The organism is Streptomyces aureus (assembly GCF_000725495.1).
Lineage (GTDB): Bacteria > Actinomycetota > Actinomycetes > Streptomycetales > Streptomycetaceae > Streptomyces > Streptomyces aureus_B.
This window is the reverse complement of record NZ_JNZD01000005.1, coordinates 310995-328511: the sequence shown is the minus strand read 5'-3', so window position 1 is coordinate 328511 and position 17517 is coordinate 310995. Positions and strand designations below refer to the sequence as shown.

Annotated in this window: 13 protein-coding genes and 2 pseudogenes; 5 read left to right on the top strand and 10 right to left on the bottom strand. The window is 74.1% G+C overall.

The window, feature by feature from the left end:
- Positions 1-203 precede the first annotated feature (203 nt).
- Positions 204-1820 carry a vWA domain-containing protein gene (locus IO36_RS11405; RefSeq protein ID WP_051900315.1) on the top strand — a complete coding sequence of 539 codons (1617 nt, stop codon included), beginning with the start codon at positions 204-206 and terminating at the stop codon, positions 1818-1820.
- Here the strand turns inward: IO36_RS11405 and IO36_RS11400 are convergent.
- Both IO36_RS11400 and IO36_RS11395 read right to left on the bottom strand, forming a co-directional pair.
- Entirely contained in the window at positions 1817-2251 is a 435-nt protein-coding gene (locus tag IO36_RS11400; RefSeq protein ID WP_037619437.1) for a rodlin, read from the bottom strand. The two genes, IO36_RS11405 and IO36_RS11400, sit on opposite strands and share 4 nt — an antisense overlap.
- Positions 2252-2326: 75 nt before the next feature.
- Positions 2327-2725, bottom strand: a pseudogene (locus IO36_RS11395) (rodlin); the annotation flags it as partial.
- Between the two features lie 250 nt (positions 2726-2975).
- On the opposite strand from IO36_RS11395, the gene IO36_RS11390 reads away from it, so the two are divergent.
- From IO36_RS11390 to IO36_RS43015, 3 genes are all read left to right on the top strand, one after another.
- Positions 2976-3389: a rodlin gene (locus IO36_RS11390; protein ID WP_037618951.1), complete on the top strand. Its 414-nt coding sequence runs from the start codon at positions 2976-2978 to the stop codon at positions 3387-3389.
- A gap of 313 nt (positions 3390-3702) precedes the next feature.
- Complete coding sequence (locus tag IO36_RS11385) at positions 3703-3960, top strand: chaplin (protein WP_037618949.1); 258 nt, start codon at positions 3703-3705, stop codon at positions 3958-3960.
- Positions 3961-4066: 106 nt separating this feature from the next.
- Positions 4067-5215, top strand: coding sequence for a chaplin (locus IO36_RS43015; RefSeq protein ID WP_245173217.1), 1149 nt, complete (start codon positions 4067-4069; stop codon positions 5213-5215).
- A 273-nt stretch (positions 5216-5488) separates the two neighbouring features.
- Here the strand turns inward: IO36_RS43015 and IO36_RS11375 are convergent, their stop codons facing one another.
- Positions 5489-6760: an FAD-dependent oxidoreductase gene (locus tag IO36_RS11375; protein ID WP_051900312.1), complete on the bottom strand. Its 1272-nt coding sequence runs from the start codon at positions 6758-6760 to the stop codon at positions 5489-5491.
- Positions 6760-8154, bottom strand: a complete 1395-nt coding sequence (locus IO36_RS11370) for a carboxylate--amine ligase (RefSeq protein ID WP_037618948.1) — start codon at positions 8152-8154, stop codon at positions 6760-6762. The genes IO36_RS11375 and IO36_RS11370 overlap by 1 nt, the downstream gene beginning before the upstream one ends.
- Before the next feature lie 542 nt (positions 8155-8696).
- Between IO36_RS11370 and IO36_RS49130 the strand changes: the two are divergent.
- Positions 8697-9788, top strand: a pseudogene (locus tag IO36_RS49130) (glycoside hydrolase family 26 protein); the annotation flags it as partial.
- A gap of 487 nt (positions 9789-10275) precedes the next feature.
- On the opposite strand, the gene IO36_RS11360 reads toward IO36_RS49130, so the two are convergent.
- The 6 genes from IO36_RS11360 to IO36_RS11335 all read right to left on the bottom strand — a co-directional run bounded on the left by IO36_RS11360 (position 10276) and on the right by IO36_RS11335 (position 17513).
- The gene (locus IO36_RS11360; protein ID WP_037618946.1) at positions 10276-11406 is read right to left on the bottom strand and encodes a GNAT family N-acetyltransferase; all 1131 of its coding nucleotides are present in this window, start codon (positions 11404-11406) and stop codon (positions 10276-10278) included.
- A complete protein-coding gene (locus tag IO36_RS11355; RefSeq protein ID WP_037618944.1) occupies positions 11403-12059 on the bottom strand; it encodes a YveK family protein in 657 nt (218 codons plus the stop codon). Before IO36_RS11355 ends, IO36_RS11360 begins: the two co-directional genes overlap by 4 nt.
- Positions 12060-12075: 16 nt before the next feature.
- On the bottom strand, positions 12076-13188 hold the full coding sequence (locus IO36_RS11350) for a glycosyltransferase (RefSeq protein WP_037618943.1): 1113 nt from the start codon (positions 13186-13188) through the stop codon (positions 12076-12078).
- A complete protein-coding gene (locus IO36_RS11345) occupies positions 13185-13949 on the bottom strand; it encodes a polysaccharide deacetylase family protein (RefSeq protein ID WP_245173215.1) in 765 nt (254 codons plus the stop codon). Before IO36_RS11345 ends, IO36_RS11350 begins: the two co-directional genes overlap by 4 nt.
- Positions 13933-15648 carry a murein biosynthesis integral membrane protein MurJ gene (gene murJ / locus IO36_RS11340; RefSeq protein ID WP_037618938.1) on the bottom strand — a complete coding sequence of 572 codons (1716 nt, stop codon included), beginning with the start codon at positions 15646-15648 and terminating at the stop codon, positions 13933-13935. The genes IO36_RS11345 and murJ overlap by 17 nt, the downstream gene beginning before the upstream one ends.
- A 434-nt stretch (positions 15649-16082) precedes the next feature.
- Positions 16083-17513, bottom strand: a complete 1431-nt coding sequence (locus IO36_RS11335) for an O-antigen ligase family protein (RefSeq protein ID WP_078943120.1) — start codon at positions 17511-17513, stop codon at positions 16083-16085.
- Positions 17514-17517: the final 4 nt, after the last annotated feature.

Here is a 17517-nt window from a genome sequence, read left to right as displayed (position 1 = left end):
CGTGCGGACCGGTGCGGATCCCGGACCGGTCCGCACCGCTCCCGCCCAGGTCTCCGGAAGATCACCCACCGGTCTCGGCGAGCCGTCGTCGTGGCCGCTTCGCAATCCTTCCGCAACCCGTCCGAGCGCACGTCCCGGCCCCCTCGGGCGTCACAGTCACACAGGGCGGCCCACCGGAGGGCCGTACGCCGAGGGGGGTAGCGATGGGGAAGAACCACAAGCGGACGGTGGTCCGGGCGGGCTGCGGCGCGCGGACGGCGAGGCGCCGGGGACTCGGCGCCTCGCTGCTCGCGCTCACCGTGGCCGGCGCGGTGCTGCTCACCGGATGCGGAGCCGGGGACGGCAGCAACTCCTCCCAGGACTCGGACAAGTCCGGCGGCCGCAACCTCCCGCTGCCGGCCCCCCGGCAGCCGACGGGTGGCACGGCCCGGGGCGACGAGCAGGGCGAACAGTCGGACGCGCCCGAGGCCACGCCGTCGGCCGACTACCTCTCCACCTTCGCCCTCGACGTCGACACCGCCTCGTACGGGTACGCCCGCCGCACCCTCGCGGGCGGTCGTCTCCCCGATCCCTCGACGGTCCGCCCCGAGGAGTTCGTCAACAGCTTCCGCCAGGACTACCCGCGCCCCGACGGCAACGGCTTCTCGGTGTCCGTCGACGGAGCCCGCACGGACGACGGACGCTGGTCCCTCGTCCGGGTCGGCCTCGCCACCCGGCCCGCCGACAGCGAGCGCGAACGCCCGCCCGCCGCCCTCACCTTCGTCATCGACATCTCCGGTTCCATGGCCGAGCCCGGCCGCCTCGACCTGGCCCGGGAGTCCCTCGACACGATGACCGACCGGCTGCGCGACGACGACTCGGTCGCCCTGGTCACCTTCAGCGACGAGGCCGAGACCGTCCTGCCCATGACCCGGCTCGGCGGCCACCGGGCCCGTGTCCACCGGGCGGTGGCGAGCCTGGAGCCGACCGACTCGACCAACCTCGGCGCGGGTGTGCGCACCGGGTACGCGACCGCCGTCCACGGGCTGCGCGAGGGGGCCACCAACCGGGTCGTGCTCATCTCCGACGGCCTCGCCAACACCGGTGACACGGACGCGGACACCATCCTCGAACGGATCTCCTCCGCCCGCCGCCGGCACGGCATCACCCTGTTCGGCGTGGGTGTCGGCAGCGACTACGGCGACGCCCTCATGGAGCGCCTCGCCGACAAGGGCGACGGCCACACGACGTACGTCGCCGGGCGCGACGACGCCCTCACCGTCTTCTGCGACCAGCTCCCGCAGAACATCGACCTCACCGCGCGCGACGCCAAGGCACAGGTCGCCTTCGACCCCGAGACGGTCGAACAGTTCCGGCTGATCGGCTACGACGACCGGAAGGTCGCCGACGAGGACTTCCGCGACGACCGGGTGGACGGCGGCGAGGTCGGCCCCGGCCACACGGTCACCGCCCTCTACGCCGTCCGCACCCGCCCCGGCGCCTCGGGTCATCTGGCCACCGCGACCGTCCGCTGGCTCGACCCGTCCTCGCGCGCCCCGCACGAGGAGTCCCAGGGCCTGGAGACCGGAGACCTGCGCGAGGGGGTGTGGACCTCGGCGTACTCCTTCCAGGTCACCGCGGTGGCCGCCTACTTCGCCGACACCCTGCGCTCCGGCGACGCCCGCCGGCGCCCGCTGCCCGGGGTCCCCTCGCTGGACGAACTCACCTCGCGGGCCCGGACCCTGGCGAACGTGACCGAGGACGAGGACGTCTCCGCGCTCGCCACCGCGATCGGCCAGGCCCGTGACCTCGACCCCTGCGCCGAGGACTGCCCGCGCTAGGGCCTGTCTGACAATTCCCGTCCGCCCGCCGCCGGACCGCCGTTGCCCGAGAGGACCGGGATGTTGTCCAGGATGTGCGAGAGCGGCTCGTCGCCCTTGGCCTGGGTGGAGTTCTCGGTGCACTGCTGGTTCTGCGGGGCGGACAGGACCGGGACGTCCTGGAGGCCGACCTGCGCCAGACCGGCGATGTTCTGGACGTTGAGCTTGGCCGGCAGACCGATGCAGGGCTTGTTCAGCGAGCCCTGGACCAGCGAGAGCTGGGGGCTCATGTCGCCGAACGTGGCCTGGTTGCCGTACTTCTGGACGGCTCCGTTGCCGTTGACGGTGGTGACACCGTCGTCGTTGCCGATGGCCAGCGCCGACGGCGCGGTGGCGGCGGAGACACCGGCGAGGGAGGCGGCGATGACCGCGGTCGCCCAGAGCTTCTTCATGTTCGTTGTGCCCTTTCGGAGAGCGGACTCCGAGCGGAGCCGCGTCTTGTTCAACAGTGCTGCGGATGGTGTGGTCGCGCCGTTGCCCGAGAGGACCGGGATGTTGTCCAGGATGTGCGAGAGCGGCTCGTCGCCCTTGGCCTGGGTGGAGTTCTCGGTGCACTGCTGGTTCTGCGGCGCGGAGAGGATCGGCACGTCCTGGAGGCCGATCTGCGCGGCGCCGAGCACGTTCTGCGCGTTGATCTTGGCCGGCAGGCCGATGCAGGGCTTGTTCAGCGAGCCCTGGATGAGCGCCATCTGCGGGCTCATGTTGCCGTAGGTGGCCTGGTTGCCGTAGATCTGCGAGGCGGCGTTGCCGTTCACCGTGGTGACGCCGTCGTCGTTGCCGATGGCCAGCGCCTGGGGCGCGGCGGCAGCACTGGCTCCGACGACGGAAGCGGCGATCGCCGCAGCAGCCATAATCTTCTTGATCACTTGCTGATCCCTTCTGGAGTAACCCCGTCCACCGGAGCGACCTGGACAACTGACCCCGGCCCGCATGGTTGCTGCGATTCACCCCAATGGCCCATTTAAACGCGAGACGGCCAAATCCTCGGGCCAGAGGTTCCGTTAATTCGGGAGGACGGGGCAGCCCGATCGAGTGATCCCACGCAACCTATCCTGGCGGTCCCGGTTGAAGTGGCGGCAGGAATATGCGTCACAGGCAGAAAAGGAACCCGGAGAAATGTTCAAGAAGGCAATGGCCGTGGCAGCGGTCGCGGCTTCCGTCGCCGGTGTCTCGGCGGCGGCCGCCCCGCAGGCGCTGGCCATCGGCAACGACCACGGCGTCACCACGGTGAACGGGAACGGTGCCAAGCAGGCGTACGGCAACGCCGTCACGAAGGGCGACATGAGCCCCCAGCTCTCGGCCGTCCAGGGTTCGCTGAACAAGCTGTGCGTCGGACTTCCGGCCAAGGTCAACGCCCAGAACGTGATCGGTCTGCTGGCGCAGATCGGTGCGCAGGACGTGCCGATCCTGTCGGCCCCGCAGAACCAGCAGTGCGCCGAGAACTCCACCCAGGCCAAGGGTGACGAGCCGGCCTCGCACATCCTGGACAACATCCCGGTCCTGTCGGGCAACGGTTCGGTCGGCAGCTGATCCCCGCCCGGGGCCCGGTCGCACGTCGTCCCCACGCGTGCGGTCCGGGCCCCGGAGCTCGTTCCCGTCGTATATATGAATTCAATTTCTGTCGTGTTGACGTTCCTGTTCAGGGTGAAACGCTTCTTCTTCGGAAGGAGCGTTTCTCCTGTTGTGGAGCTTCCGTGCGGATTCCCGGCAGGGCGATTCGAGTGAATTCCCAATGGGCGTACGTTTCGCAGTTTCTTCGGCGGCCCGTCCCTCGTTTACAGCGCGCAGGTCATGATGCGAGCCGTCCAAGTCGCGCTCGCTCGGTCTCGGCCGACAAACGGGCATGACCGCAGAGAAGGGAAAGCACGTGAAGCTCAGGAAGAGCACTTCCGTCGTCGTCGGCGCGATCATGGCTCTGGGCATGGCCGCCCCGGCCTTCGCGGACTCGGGTGCCGAGGGCGTCGCCGCCAACTCCCCCGGTGTCCTGTCGGGCAACGTGATCCAGGTCCCGATCCACATCCCCGTCAACGTGTGCGGCAACACGGTCAACGTGATCGCCCTGCTGAACCCGGCGATCGGCAACGGCTGCGCCAACCACTGACGTTCCGGCACCTCAGCCGCCTCCGGCTGTGCCAAGGCCGGCCTTGGACCGCCTCGCGGACCCCAGGGCCGGCTCCTCACTTCTCCCAGCAGGAAGACAGACAAGAGTGCGACAGAACCTGAGTAGGGGAGTGGTCCTGGCCGCGGCTGCGACAGGCATCATGTCCCTGTACGCCAGTCCGGCCTTCGCGGACTCGAACGCGACCTCGACCGCTTCGGACTCGCCCGGCGTGGCGTCGGGAAACAACGTCCAGGTTCCGGTGAACGTGCCGCTGAACGTCTGCGGCAACACGGTCGACGTCGTCGCCGCCCTCAACCCGGCGTTCGGCAACTCCTGTGCCAACGGCCCGGTTTCGCAGGGCCGGCACGCGGCGCCGCACCACCCCGCCCAGCAGGGTCCCGGCTCCGCGCACCACCCGGTCCAGCACGGACCCGGCTCCGCCCACCACCCCGGCCAGCAGGGTCCCGGATCCGCGCACCACCCGGGGCAGGGCCCCGACCACGGTCGCGGTCACGGCGGCCACGGCACCGAGCACGGCGGCCAGGGCGGCTACGGCGGTGAGCACGGCGGCCGGGGCGGCTACGGCGCCGAGCACGGCGGCCGGCACGGCGGCGGTCACCGCGGTGGCGGTCAGGGCGGGTACGGCGACGAGCACGGCGGCTACGGCGGTGAGCACCGGGGCCACGGCCCCTCCGGCTACGGCGACGAGCACGGCGGCTACGGCGACGACTCCCGGCACACCCACCCCGGTCACGCGGGCGCGCGGCACGACGACGCGCGCGGCCACCACGGCGGCTGGAGCGGCTCCTCGGCGGTCGGCCGGACGCAGGGCTCCCCGGGTGTCCTGTCCGGCGACCAGGCCGGTGTCCCGGTGGACGTCCCGGTCGAGGCCTGCGGCAACACCCTGGACGTGGTCGGTCTGCTGAACCCCGTGTTCGGCAACCAGTGCGGCCACCACCACGCGCCGCAGGCGCACCCGGCCCCGCACCACCACTGCACTCCGCCGGCCACCCCTCCGCGGACACCCCCGCGGACGGTCCCGCAGCCGCCGAAGTCGCACACCCCGCACACCCCCGTCGTGCACACCCCGCCGAAGGTCCACGAGCAGCCTCCGGCCCCGCCCACCGTGCACACCCCGCCGTCCCTGGCGGAGACCGGCAGCGAGGGAATGATCGCCAACGCCGCGATCAGCGCCGTCCTGCTCGCGGGCGGCACCCTGCTCTACCGGCGGAGCCGGGCCGCGTCCCGTCCGTGACACCCGCTCCGGGTGCCGTCGGCGTCCCCACGCCCGGCACCCGGAGCCGGCCCGCCGCTCGCGCGGCACCACGGCCGACCCGGACCGCCCGGCCTCGCGCCGGCCGGGCCCCGGGCCGGCCGTTCGCCTGTTCACCCGTTCGACCCTCGGCCCGGTCCGTGTCCGTCCGGGCCCGGCCTCGACCGGGTGCGTCCGGGCTCGGCTCCGAGCGGGTGCGACCGGTGCTCCGCCCGGGTCAGGCCCCGGTCGGGTCCAACCGGTGCTCCGCCCGGGTCAGGGCCCGGTGCCGAGTCCGAGGCCGGAGTCCCGTCGGCGGGCGTCCGCGGGCGCCGGGATCCGGCCGTCGGCCGGACCCGCCCGCAGCCGCCGTCGCACCCCGCGCACCAGCGTGCCCGCCGTGAAACCGGCGCCGTGCACGAACCGCATGGCCGGGCCGAACGCGGAGGCGGTGACCAGGCCCGCCAGGAACAGGCCCGGCACCGACGACTCGAAGTCCCGCCCGGTCCACGGGGAACCGTCCGGCAGCGCCGCCAACTGCGCACGCACCTCGTCGTCCAGCAGCCCGAGCCGCTCGCGCCGGGCCCTGAACCCCGTGGCCGCGATGACGTGGTCCGTCTCCAGACGGACCGTCCCGCCGTCCCGGTCCACCGTCTCCAGCCGCACCCCGGCGCCCGATCGCCGGGCCGAGGTGACCGTGGTCCCCGTCATCACCTCGACGGTTCCTTCCACGCGGTCGCGCACCCACCACGCACCCGCCGGACCCAGCGCGCCCGCAGTGATCCGCAGTCGGGTGGCCTCCGGGAGCGCGCGGAAGGCACCGGGGCGCTCGGCGTAGAACCAGTTGCGCCAGCCGCAGCCGAGACCGGTGTGCGGAGCGCGGGCCGACCGCCACCACGGCCGTTCCCAGGCGGGCGGCAGGTCGTTCCAGGACAGCCGCTCCGCGCGGGCCAGGACCCGTGTCCTGGTGCCCTGTTCGGCGAGCAGGGCCGCCGTCTCCAGCGCGGCCTGACCACCGCCGACCACCGTGACGTCCCGGCCCCGGAAGCGGCCGAGGTCGCCGTGACGGCTGCTGTGCGACACCCGCTCGGGACCCAGCCCGCCCAGCACGTCCGGCATCTCGACGAAGGGCATCACGCCGACGGCCAGGGCGACCGTCCGGGCGCGCAGCACCTCGCCGTCGTCGAGCACCGCCTCGAATCCCCCCGCGCACGCCCCCAGCCGCACGGCCATGCGTTCGTCGACGCCCGGCACGGCACAGCGGGCGAACCACAGTCCGTACGAGGCGAACACCGGGACCGGGACCGGTTCGCCGTGCCGGGCCCCGACGCCGAGGCCCGCGCAGTACGTCTCCAGACGCAGACGGCCCCCGGGGTCGGAGAGGCTGGACGCCCACGGCTCCGACTTCAGGAACATCCCCGGGGGCATGTGGTCGCGCCAGGAGGCCATCGGACGGCCGAGGACGCGCAGGTCGAGGCCGGCCGCCGCCGCGTGGGAGGCGATGGACAGGCCGTAGGGACCCGCTCCCACCACCAGGAGGTCGTACATCAGCGGCTGCTCGCTCTCTCGTCGTCGGCACGGGTACGGGCGGGGAGGCCCGCGGCCGGGGTGGACACGGGGGCTCCGGGGACGCGCGGACCGGCGCGGAGGCGGTCCCCGGCTCCCGGCCCGGCGGACACCGGGCCGGACCACCGGCTGTCCGTATCCGCCGTAGGGGTGTCGTCGGCTATCGCGTTCGTCCTCGCCGAGACGAGGGTCGCGTGCAGGAGCCGGCCGGCGCGTCGCGCCAAGGACAGGGACACATGGCGGGCCCACAGACCCCACAGTTCCCGTCCGGGCGCGCGGTCGTCCGCCGCGTGCCAGGCCAGTTCGCGCTCCCGGCCACGTCCGCGCAGGGCCCGGAACGGCGCGTAGTTCTCCACCACGAACGCGCGTCCCGGAAGCGGAACCGGCTCGGGCAGCGGACGGTGGGTCAGGTCCAGATGCAGGGCGCGGACGACGTCGAGGCCCGCCCCGTCCTCGAACAGCCGGAACTGGGCGCCGGGACGCGGGTTGAAGTCGAGGAGGTGGAAGCGGCCCGTCGTGTCGTCCCTGCGGAAGTCCAGGTCGAAGATGCCCCGGTAGCCGAGCGCCCGGGTCAGCCGCTCGACGAGCTCCGTCAGTCCCGGGTCCGGGGTCCAGCGGCCCGCCGTGGTCAGGCCCGCGCCCCGCGGCCATGCCTGGTGCTTGCGCCCCGCACCGCCGCCCCGCGTCACTCCGGCCCGGTCGACGTAACCGTGGACGAACCAGTCGCGGTCGGGCCCCGGCGGCAGACGGGTCTGGAGCAGCAGTTGGCTGCCCGCCTCCGCGGTGCGCCGGTACAGGGACTCGGCCTCCCGGGCGGAGCGGACCACCACCGTGCTGCGCAGCCCCCGGCCGGCCGGGATCAGCCAGGGCCGGCTCCACTTGGCCATCAGCGGCAGCCCCAGTTGCCAGGCCGCGGCGGCCGCCTGTGCGGGGCTCCCCGGCATCAGGGTCACCGGGTGCGGAACGCCCACGCTCGCGCAGACGGCGGCGAGTTCGGCCTTGTCGGCGACGCGTTCGAGGAGAGCGCGGGGCTGACGTGGCAGCAGGAATCCGGGGGCCAGTTCCTCGCCGAGCGCGCTCACCGCGAGGGCGCTGACGTCATCCAACGGGACCAGTACGGCGGGCCGGGAAACCCGGGCGGCCACTTGGCGCAACACCGCGGCGATGTCCGCGAGGGGCGCGCCGGGCGGCGGCGGAGGGTGCGTCGCGCTCACGAAACGCGAGCCGCGGACGGGACTTCCCGTGGAGTCGGCGACCAGGTGCACCTCCACACCGGCCCGGCCGAGTGAGCGCACGGCTCCCAGCGTTCCGTGGTGGAAGGGGTTCCGGTCGACGCGCAGCAGAACGGCGGGGACCCGGTCGTCGAGTCGTGGCACGGGGTTCTCCTTCGGATCGGGACGGGCGGGGCGACCGGGGGTGTCACCCGTGCGAGTGATCATCAGAACGGGAGGGCGGAAGCTCGGTTGGCCGACCCGGGCTTCATGTGACTGGGTGTCAGTCATCGGAGCGGAACATCCGATGATCGAGATGGAGAGGAGCAGGCATGGCCCCACAGCAGCAGCGGCCCCGGAGCGGAAGGCTGGCGTTCATCGCGGCCGGCATCGTCACGTCGGTCGCCCTCGCGTCCGGACCGGTGTACGCCGTGGGCGCCGGGGCGGTGCGGACGGCAGGCGACCCGCAGCCTCCGACACCCACGGCGGCGAAACGGCCCCCGAGCTCCTCGGCCACCGGCACGGTCCGGGCCACGAGCGGCGCCCGAGCCGATGCCGGCACCGGGGCCGGTGGTGGTCGCACCGCGGGTGGTGCCTCGGCCGCAGGTGGTGCCCGGGCCACGGGCGGTGTTCCGGGCGCCGGTGGTGCCGGGACCACGGGCGGCTTCGGGACCACGGCCGCGCGACCGGCCGGGAAGCCGGCGCCCGTGCCCACCGCGCCGCCCACCGCGCAGCCGGGCGCGCCGGCCGCCGCACCGGCGGCGCCCGGAGCCGGGGGTGTGGAGTCCGCCCCGCCCGTCGGCCGGGGCACCGCCGTTCCGCCGGCCTTCGGCGCCTACCTCGACTACGGCCCCGAGGGCATCGCCCGGATCGATCAGCTCAGCCGGTGGCTGGGCGGTACCGAACTGCGGGTCGGTCACACGTACCTGCCCGGCGACCGCTGGAGCAACATCGAGGGCGCACCGGGATTCCTGGACGCCTGGGCGGACTGGCGCCGCCGCCAGGCCGACCGGATGCTCGTCCTCAACGTCCCGATGATGGAGCGCAACGAGGAGGGACTCTCGGACGCGCAGGTCCGCAACCTGCTGCGGGAGGCCGGGACCGGGGCCTTCGACCAGCACTTCCGCGCGCTGGCCGAACACCTCGTCGAGCTGAAGGTGCCCGACACCGTCATCGTGCTCGGGTGGGAGATGAACGGGATCACCTACACCCACCGCTGCGGCCCCGACCCCGAGGCCTGGAAGGCGTACTGGAACAGGATCGTCACCGCCATGCGGTCGGTGCCGGGCCAGCGGTTCCGGTTCGACTTCGCCCCGAGCCGCGGCCGGGACGCCGTTCCCTGGACCGAGTGCTATCCGGGGGACGACACGGTCGACATCATCGGCATGGACGCGTACGACCAGCCCTCGGGGCTGTCGTTCGAGGAGCAGGTGAAGGAGCCGTACGGGCTCCAGGAGCAGGTGGACTTCGCGAAGGCCCACGGCAAGTCGATCTCCTATCCGGAGTGGGGCCTGTACCGCAACGGCGACAACCCGACGTACATGCGGGACATGCTCGCCTGGATGAACGAGCACAAGCCGCTGTACAACACGCTCACCGACTACTGCCCGCACGGCGTCTGGCAGTGCCAGGACAACCCGCTGGCGGCCCAGGCCTACCGGGCCGCGCTGTCCCACATCACCGATCCGGCGCCCACCGCTCCGGCACCCGAGCCGACGCCCGCCACCGAGCCGCCCCCGGCACCCGAGCCGGCCCCGGCCACGGAACCGGCCTCGACCCCCGAACCGGTGCCGACGCCGGTGAAGACCGAGACGCCCGAACCGGTCACCACGCCGACTCCGACGCCCACGCCGGTCCCGGAGCCGGTCGAGACGCCCAAGCCGGTCGAGACACCCAAGCCGGTCGAGACGCCGAAGCCGGTCGACAAGCCCGAGCCGGTGCCGACGCCGGTGAAGTCCGAGGCCCCGGAGCCGCTCTCCACGCCGACGCCGACGCCCAAGCCGGTCGACAAGCCCAAGCCGGTCGACAGGCCCGAGCCGGTGCCGACCCCCGTGAAGACGCCCGTGTCCGAGCCGGTGCAGACGCCGGTCAAGACCGAGACGCCCGAGCCCGCGCCGCAGACGGCGGCGCCGGACCCGGTCGGCTGCACCCCCGTCGACCTGGGCGACTGGGTGGAGTCCTGGTTCGGCGGGAAGGTGTGCGTGCCCGACACCTGGTCGCCCGAGACGTGGTGGTCCGGCGACTGGTGGCCGAGGGACTGGTGACCCCCGGGTGGCGGCGGGTCGGTCAGGGCCTGCCGCCACCGCGTTCCCTCCAGCTCCGCAGCAGCTCCTTGCCCCGCCGGCGCGCGGCGACGTCGCAGACGACCGCCGACATCAGCGGCGCCGTACGCCGGCGGGCCAGGAGCAGTCGCCGGTTGACGACCGGGTCCGGGCGCCAGTGGTGCTTGTACGGTTCGTCGCCGCGCAGCAGGCTCAGCGTCCCGCGCTCACCGCCCTCGGTGTGCCGGGAGCACGCGTCGAGCAGTATCACCGCCACGTCCGCCTTCAGCTCGCGCAGCCGCGGATGGGCCCCGTACAGATAGCCGCCCGCCAGCCGCCGTGACAGCAGGGTGAGGTCCACCGCCAGCACGGTCCCGTCGAGCCGGAACTCGGTGACCACCGCGTCCCCGGACCGCACCATCGGGCCCACCGAACGGACCAGGTGCTCCGAGAACCGTTCGTGGAGGTGCTCGGACGTCACCTTCCGGCCCTCCCACTGCAGCCGGTGCAGTTCGAGCAGTCGGCCGAGCGCCGCGTCCACCTCGTCGTGGCCCACCACCCGGCGTTCGACCCCGAGCGCGGTGAGCTTGCGCAGCTTGGCCCGGACGCGCTGGGCCTTGGACGAGGGGAGCCGGCCGACCAGCTCCTCCATCGAGGCGGCCGGCAGTTCCAGGCACAGCGAGTCCCCGACCCGGCGGCGCGGCCCGCGCCAGTGCTCGTAGACCCGTTCCACCGCGCCGCCCGGACGGACCTCGCGGAAGTCGATCAGCGCGGTGCGGGCCGCGGCCGCCAGCCCCTCGGCGAGGGCCGCCGCCGCGCGGTCGGCGTGCTCGTCGTCGAGGAGCACGTCCGCGTAGTCGGAGATCGGGCCGCCGAGCGGTACGAGCGTCGGCAGCCGGTGCCGGGCCCGCATCAACGGCGCGACCGCGAGCAGTTCACCGCCCTCGCGCACGACCACCAGACGCAGCCGTCCCGGCGTCCCGTACGACTGCCACCAGGAGTGCAGCCAGGTGTGGCTCTGGAACGCGGTGGCGGTGGCGCACCGCCGGTACAGGCGCCCCCAGGGTTCCGCCAGATCGGCGAACTCCCGCTCGTCGGTGACGAGTTCGGCGCGCGGAGTGCCGGTGCGTACCCGGGTCTGGAGCGTCGCGCTCACCGCTGGCCGTGCACATCGGCGGCCGTGGCCGGGCTCGGCACCGAGGCGGTGAGGGCCGGGTCGGCGGACCGCCGGGGCCGGACCAGCAGCGAGAGGGCACCGAGCAGCCCGCCCGCGCTCGCGCCGACCAGCCCCGTCACCGCCGGGGAGGGCGAGGACGCCGAGGTGGGCTTCAGCGCCCGGGAGAAGGAGAGGAGTTCGACGTGGGTGCTCGCCTTGCTCTCGTTGGCGTGCTGGGTCAGCGAACGGGTGACCGCGTTGGCCATGTCGGCGGCCCGGTCGGCCCGGGTGGAGGTGGCCGAGACGGCGACCATCGGGGCGTCCGGGGAGGTGGCCGTCCGCACGCTCGACTGCAGTGTCTTCACCGGTACCCCGGCCCACACCTGGGCGTCCCCGAGCACCGCGAGCTGGGTGGCGACCCGGCCGTAGGCCTGGGCGAAGCCGAGCGCGGCCGAGGGATCGCCCTTGTCCGTCGGCACGGCGATGACATAGCTGGTGGCCGTGTAGGCCGGGGGCTTCACCACGCCGTACGCGCCGCCGAGCACGCCGCCGAGGACGGCCGTGGCACCGAGCAGCGCCCACGGGGGCATGGTCCGCGCCCGGGAAAGGGCCGAACCCGAGGACCGGCGGCCCTTGCTGAGGTTTTCGGACATGGGGAACTCACTCCAGTCAGGTGCGCGAGACCGCGGCCGCGTACACGTCCATGAGCTGTGCGGCGCTGCGGGTGATGCAGTAGTGGTGGGCCGCCTCGGGGGCCGAGCGGGGGGCGGGACCCCGGGCCCGGACGCCGGCCAGCGCGCGGGCGAAGGCGTCCACGCCGCCCTCCACCCGGACAGCGCCGTGCTCGGCCCCGGGCGGCAGGTCCTCGACGGCGGGGCAGGAGGCGTACAGCACCGGCAGTCCGGCCGCCAGCGCCTCCACGACGGCCAGCCCGAACGCCTCCTCGGGGCTGGGCGAGGCGAGGACGTCCATGGCCGCCATCAGCGACGGCAGATCCGCGCCGGGGGAACCGGCGGCGGGGCGTTCGCCGGTGAACAGGATCCGGTCCGCGACCCCGGCGTCGTGCGCCGCGCGCCGCAGTGCCGTCTCCTCCATCCCGCCGCCGACCAGCAGCAGCCGGCAGTCGCCCGGCAGCCCGGCCAGCGCGCGGATCAGGACGTCGAACCGCTTGCCCGGCGCGAGCCGGCCGACGCCGCCGACGACATAGGCGTCCGCCGGGAGGCCGAGCCGGCGGCGGGTGAGTTCGCGCAGGCCCGGGTCGAAGCGGAACCGGGCGATGTCGACGCCGTTCGGCACGACGGCGATGCGAGGCCCGGGCACACCCCAGCGGCGCAGCCGGTCGGCGACGGTGGGGGAGACGGCGACCGTGGAGCGGCCGAGCCGCTCACCGGCCAGATACAGGGCCCGTACCCCGGGACCGAGCCGGCGCCCCTCCATCTGCGAGTCGCCCAGCGAGTGTTCGGTGGCCACCACCGCCCTCACCCCGGCCAGCCGGGCGGCGAGCCGTCCGTACAGGCAGGCCCGGTAGAGGTGGGTGTGCACGAGGTCGTAGCGGCCCGCGCGGATCACCCGCACCAGGCGGGGCAGCGCGGTGAGGTCGCGGTTGCCCGACATGCCGAGGTGGACCACGCGGACCCCGTCGGCGGCGAGCCCCGCGGCGACCGGCCCCGGGTCGGTGAGCGTCACGACGTCGCAGCGGACCGGCAGGTGGCGCAGCAGCAGCCGCAGCTGCTGCTCGGCGCCGCCGACGCCGAGGCCGGTGATGATGTGCAGCGCCCTCACCGGGCCGCCCCGACCGGGCGCCGGCGCAGCCGGTGCAGCTTGTGCTTCAGCAACAGGCGCAGCGCGGTGTCGTTCTCGCCGATGTGGACGCGGGGCAGGGCGTACGGGCCGGTCAGCTGACCGGGATCGATCGCGCAGCCGTAGCCGTACCCGGCGTCGCGGACGGCGTCGACGACCCGGCGGTCGAGGGTCCCGTACGGATAGCAGAAGCCGTCGACGTGAGCACCGATCACCTCAGAGAGCGCCGCTCTGCTCCCCGCGATCTCGGAACGGAGCACGCTGTCGTCGGCCTGCGTCAGATCGACGTGGGTGAGCCCGTGCGAGCCGACCTCCATGCCCTCGCAGGCGGCGGCGAGCCGGATGCCCTGCTTGTCCAGCAGCGGCTTGCGGGGGCCCATCGGGTCCCAGGCGTTGTCGCCGCCGAGCCGGCCCGGCAGGACGAAGAGGGTGGCGCCGCAGCCATGACGCTGCAGCAGCGGCAGCGCGGCCTCGACGAAGTCCGCGTACCCGTCGTCGAAGGTCAGGCCCACCAGGTCCTGCCCCTGGCCGCGGGCGCGGGCCGCGAGCAGGTCCCGCACGCACACCCCGCGCAGACCCCGCCGTCGCAGCCAGGCCAGCTGCTGGTCGAGCCGCTCCGGGGAGACCGTGATCCGGTACGGATCGTCGGAGCAGTCCCCGACCGAGTGGTACATCGCCACCCAGGGCGGCGCGTCGAGGGAACTCGTACCGGTACGCCTGCTGCTGTCAGCGGAAACGGGCATGCGGAACCCTTCGTGTGACGGAACGGAGTGCGGAGGCGAACCCCTCGACCCGGAAGGCCCAGGCCAGCAGGGCGAAGACGACGGTCACGACCGTGCCGCCGACGACGAGTCCGAGCAGCGGGGAGTCCACGCCGCTCGCGCACAGACCGCCGGTCACCGCCGCGGTCAGGGCGGCCCGCAGCGGCTTGCCGATCTCGGCCACCACCTTGCGGGTGCGGATCGGGACACTGCGCGGTCCCATGCCGTACAGCAGCAGCACGGCGGTGAGGGTGATGCCGGCCGCGTTGGCGGCGGCGATCCCGCAGACCCCCCAGCGGCCGACGGCCACGACCCCGGCGCCGACGGTCGCGACGATCCCGGCGGTCATCGCGAACAGCGGGTACCAGGTCGGCCGGTTCGAGGAGAAGTACGAGCGCACGAGCGCGCCGACCAGGGTGTGGCCGAGCAGCCCGAGGGCGTACACCCGCATGACGGCCGCTGTCGCCGCCGTGTCCTGGGCCGTGAACGCGCCGCGCTGGAAGAGTAGTTGGACGATCTGCGGGGCGCAGGCCACGACCGCCGCCGTGCCGAGCAGGACCGTGCAGGCCACCAGCGTCAGATCGCGCTCCACCCGGTCGCGGGCCCGCTCGGTGTCGCCCTCGGCGATCGCCTGCGCGACCACCGGGAAGGTGACCGTGCAGAGCATCAGCGAGAGGACCATCGGCATCTGCGCCACCTTCTGGGCGTAGTTCAGATGCGAGATGGCCCCGGCCGGCAGCGAGGAGGCCAGGAAACGTTCGACCAGGACCTGCGACTGCCGGCACAGCGCGAAGAGCAGGACCGTGGAGACGAGGGTCAGATCCATCGGTCGGGCCGGCTCGCCCTCAGGGGACCCGGCCGCCGACGGCCCGCGCCGTAGCTGCCGCCACAGCGAGGGGGCCTGCGCCACCACCATGAGCGCCCCGCCGACCGCGACGCCGAGGGCCGCCGACCGAACGCCCCAGCGCGCGCCGAGGACGAACATCACCGCGATGATCCCCGCGTTGTACGCCATGTAGATCGCCGCCGGTGCCACGAAGCGCCGGTGCGCCCGCAGGGCCGCGCTGCAGTAGCCGGCGAGACCGAAGGAGAACACGCAGGTCGCGGTCAGCCGGGTGCAGTCCACCGCGAGCCGGGGGTCGGGCAGCCCGGGCGCGAGCGCCTCGACCAGGTACGGCGCCCCCGCGATCAGCAGCGCGCCGACGGCGGCGCAGGCCAGCGCCAGCCGGGGCAGGGTCGCGGCGACCAGCGCGCGCACGGGGTCACCGGCCGCTCCCCGGGCACGCCGGGTCACGGCCACGCTGAACGCCGGGATCAGCACGAAGGCCAGCCCGTCCTCGATCAGCAGCGTCGCCGCGAACTCCGGCACCGTCCAGGCGACGAGGAACGCGTCCGTGTCCGAGCCCGCCCCGAAGAGATGCGCGAGCGCCTGGTCCCGGCCGAGGCCCAGCAGGGCTCCGGCGATCGAGAGGGCGACGGTGACGAGGGCGGCCCGGGCGAGGAACCGGCCGGAGGAGCCCTCGGATCCTCCGGAGGTAGAGCTTTCGCGTGAACTCCCGCGTGGTCCGGGGGTGTCGGCGGCGGTGCGTGCGGAGGTTCGTGCGGTACGGGCGGGGGTGGGTGCGGAGGCGCGGGCGGAGGTGGGTGCGGGGGTGGGTGTGGAGGCGCGGGCGGAGGGCAACGGGAGCGAGGACCCGGCTGCGGCACCACCGGCCCCGACCCCGGCACCTGCGGCGCCAACTGCCCCGGCGCCTGCCCTTGCCCCGGCCTCAGCGCCTGCGCCGCCAACTGTCCCGGCCCCGGCCCCGGCACCTGCGGCGCCACCTGCCCCGGCGCCTGCCCTTGCCCCGGCCCCAGCGCCTGCGCCGCCAACTGTCCGGGCACCTGCCCCGGCACCTGCGGCGCCAACTGTCCCGGCCCCGGCCCCGGCACCTGCGGCGCCACCTGCCCCGGCGCCTGCCCTTGCCCCGGCCTCAGCGCCTGCGCAGCCAACTGTCCCGGCACCTGCCCCGGCTCCGCCACCGGCTGTTCCGGTGCTGCCGGTCGCGTCGGACGTGTCCGGCCCGGAGCCCGGGGCCTCGTCCCGGCCTTCCCCCGCCCTGGGCGGCGTCATGGTCATCGCGCCGCGGCCTCCTTCCGTACGGCCGCGGCCGGGACCGCCTCCCGTGCGGCGGGCGTCGCCGAGGGGTCCATCAGCGCCCACCAGCCGACGACGCCGAAGACCACGCCCGTCAGGACCGTGGAGGGGCCGCCGATGTCCGCGTACACGAAGTCGACCAGCTGCCAGACGAGCAGCCCGCACGCGACGAGCGCGCAGTCCGTGCCGCTGCCGCTGCCGCTGCCGGTGTTGGTGTCGGGGCCGGTGTTGGCGCTGTTGCCTGCGCCCTGTGCCGGGCGGCGGGACCTGACCAGCCCGCGCAGCGCGCCCACCAGCAGGGCGAGCCAGCTGCCCGCCAGGGCGAGCAGTCCGACGAGGCCCTGCTCGCTCAGCACCAGGAGGTACATGTTGTGCGGGGAGAGCAGCGCCTGCTTGTGATAGGCGGCGCCCGCGCCCGCGATGTCGCTGCCCGAGGAGAGGGCGAGCGAGGCGTGGGAGTCGCGGTAGTCGGGGAAGCCCTTGAGCCCGACGCCCGTCAGGGGGTGCTCGCGCCACATGCCGGTGGCCGCCGCCCACATCGTGTACCGGTCGGTCACCGACTGGTCCGGCGCGTCGGCGACCTGCGTGATGCTGGTGAGCCGCTCCTGGAGCATGCTGCTGCCGACACCGAGGCCGCCCACCAGGATCGTCCCGGTCGCGACCAGCACGGCGACCACCTTCACCGCGCGCCGCACACCCGCCAGCACCAGCTGCGCTCCGCACGCCACGGCGGTGGCGATCCACGCGCCCCGGCTGAAGGAGAGGGCCAGCGGCCCCAGCAGGACCAGCGCGCACAGCACGGCGATCGTGCGCCGTCGCGGCTCCGCGGCGCCGAGGGCCAGCGCCACCGCGCACACCACCCCGAACGCGACCACCGTCGCCATGCCCATCACGTCGGTCGGCCCGAAGGTCCCGACCGCGCGGACGTCCTCGCCCTGGTAAGAGGCCCCGGTCCCGGTGACGTACTGATGTACCCCGACCGCCCCCTGCCACAGCGCCAGCGCGACGAACGACCAGGCCAGCAGCCGCAGATCGCGCCGGTCGCGGACCAGCAGCAGGACCGCGGCCGGCACCAGCACGAAGACCTGCAGATAGCGGGTGAGGCCGGTGATCCCCGCCCCCACGTCCGCGGCTCCGGCCGCGGCGACCGAGATGCCCACCACCGGGAGCCCGAGGACCACGGCGGCGGTCGCGGACAGCGGGCGGCGGCGGGTCCGCAGGAGGTGGACCGCGCAGCAGAGCACCACGAGGCCGGACACCGCGTCCGCGATGTTCGCGCCGCCCTCGCCGCTCGGCGCGATCGGCAGTCCGAGCAGCGCGATCACCGCGATGACGGGCAGCACCGGCAGCGCGCGCCGCAGCGCCGCGGTCAGCGTGTCCAGGGGAGTGACGGGCAGGGCGTGGCTCACGGGC

Excerpts from the sequence above, each read along its gene's own strand:
- IO36_RS11405 (WP_051900315.1), top strand. The coding sequence starts at position 204 with ATGGGGAAGAACCACAAGCGGACGGTGGTCCGGGCGGGCTGCGGCGCG.
- IO36_RS11375 (WP_051900312.1), bottom strand. The coding sequence starts at position 6,760 with ATGTACGACCTCCTGGTGGTGGGAGCGGGTCCCTACGGCCTGTCCATC.
- IO36_RS11385 (WP_037618949.1), top strand. The coding sequence starts at position 3,703 with ATGACCGCAGAGAAGGGAAAGCACGTGAAGCTCAGGAAGAGCACTTCC.
- IO36_RS11345 (WP_245173215.1), bottom strand. The coding sequence starts at position 13,949 with ATGCCCGTTTCCGCTGACAGCAGCAGGCGTACCGGTACGAGTTCCCTC.
- IO36_RS11390 (WP_037618951.1), top strand. The coding sequence starts at position 2,976 with ATGTTCAAGAAGGCAATGGCCGTGGCAGCGGTCGCGGCTTCCGTCGCC.
- IO36_RS11400 (WP_037619437.1), bottom strand. The coding sequence starts at position 2,251 with ATGAAGAAGCTCTGGGCGACCGCGGTCATCGCCGCCTCCCTCGCCGGT.
- IO36_RS11355 (WP_037618944.1), bottom strand. The coding sequence starts at position 12,059 with ATGTCCGAAAACCTCAGCAAGGGCCGCCGGTCCTCGGGTTCGGCCCTT.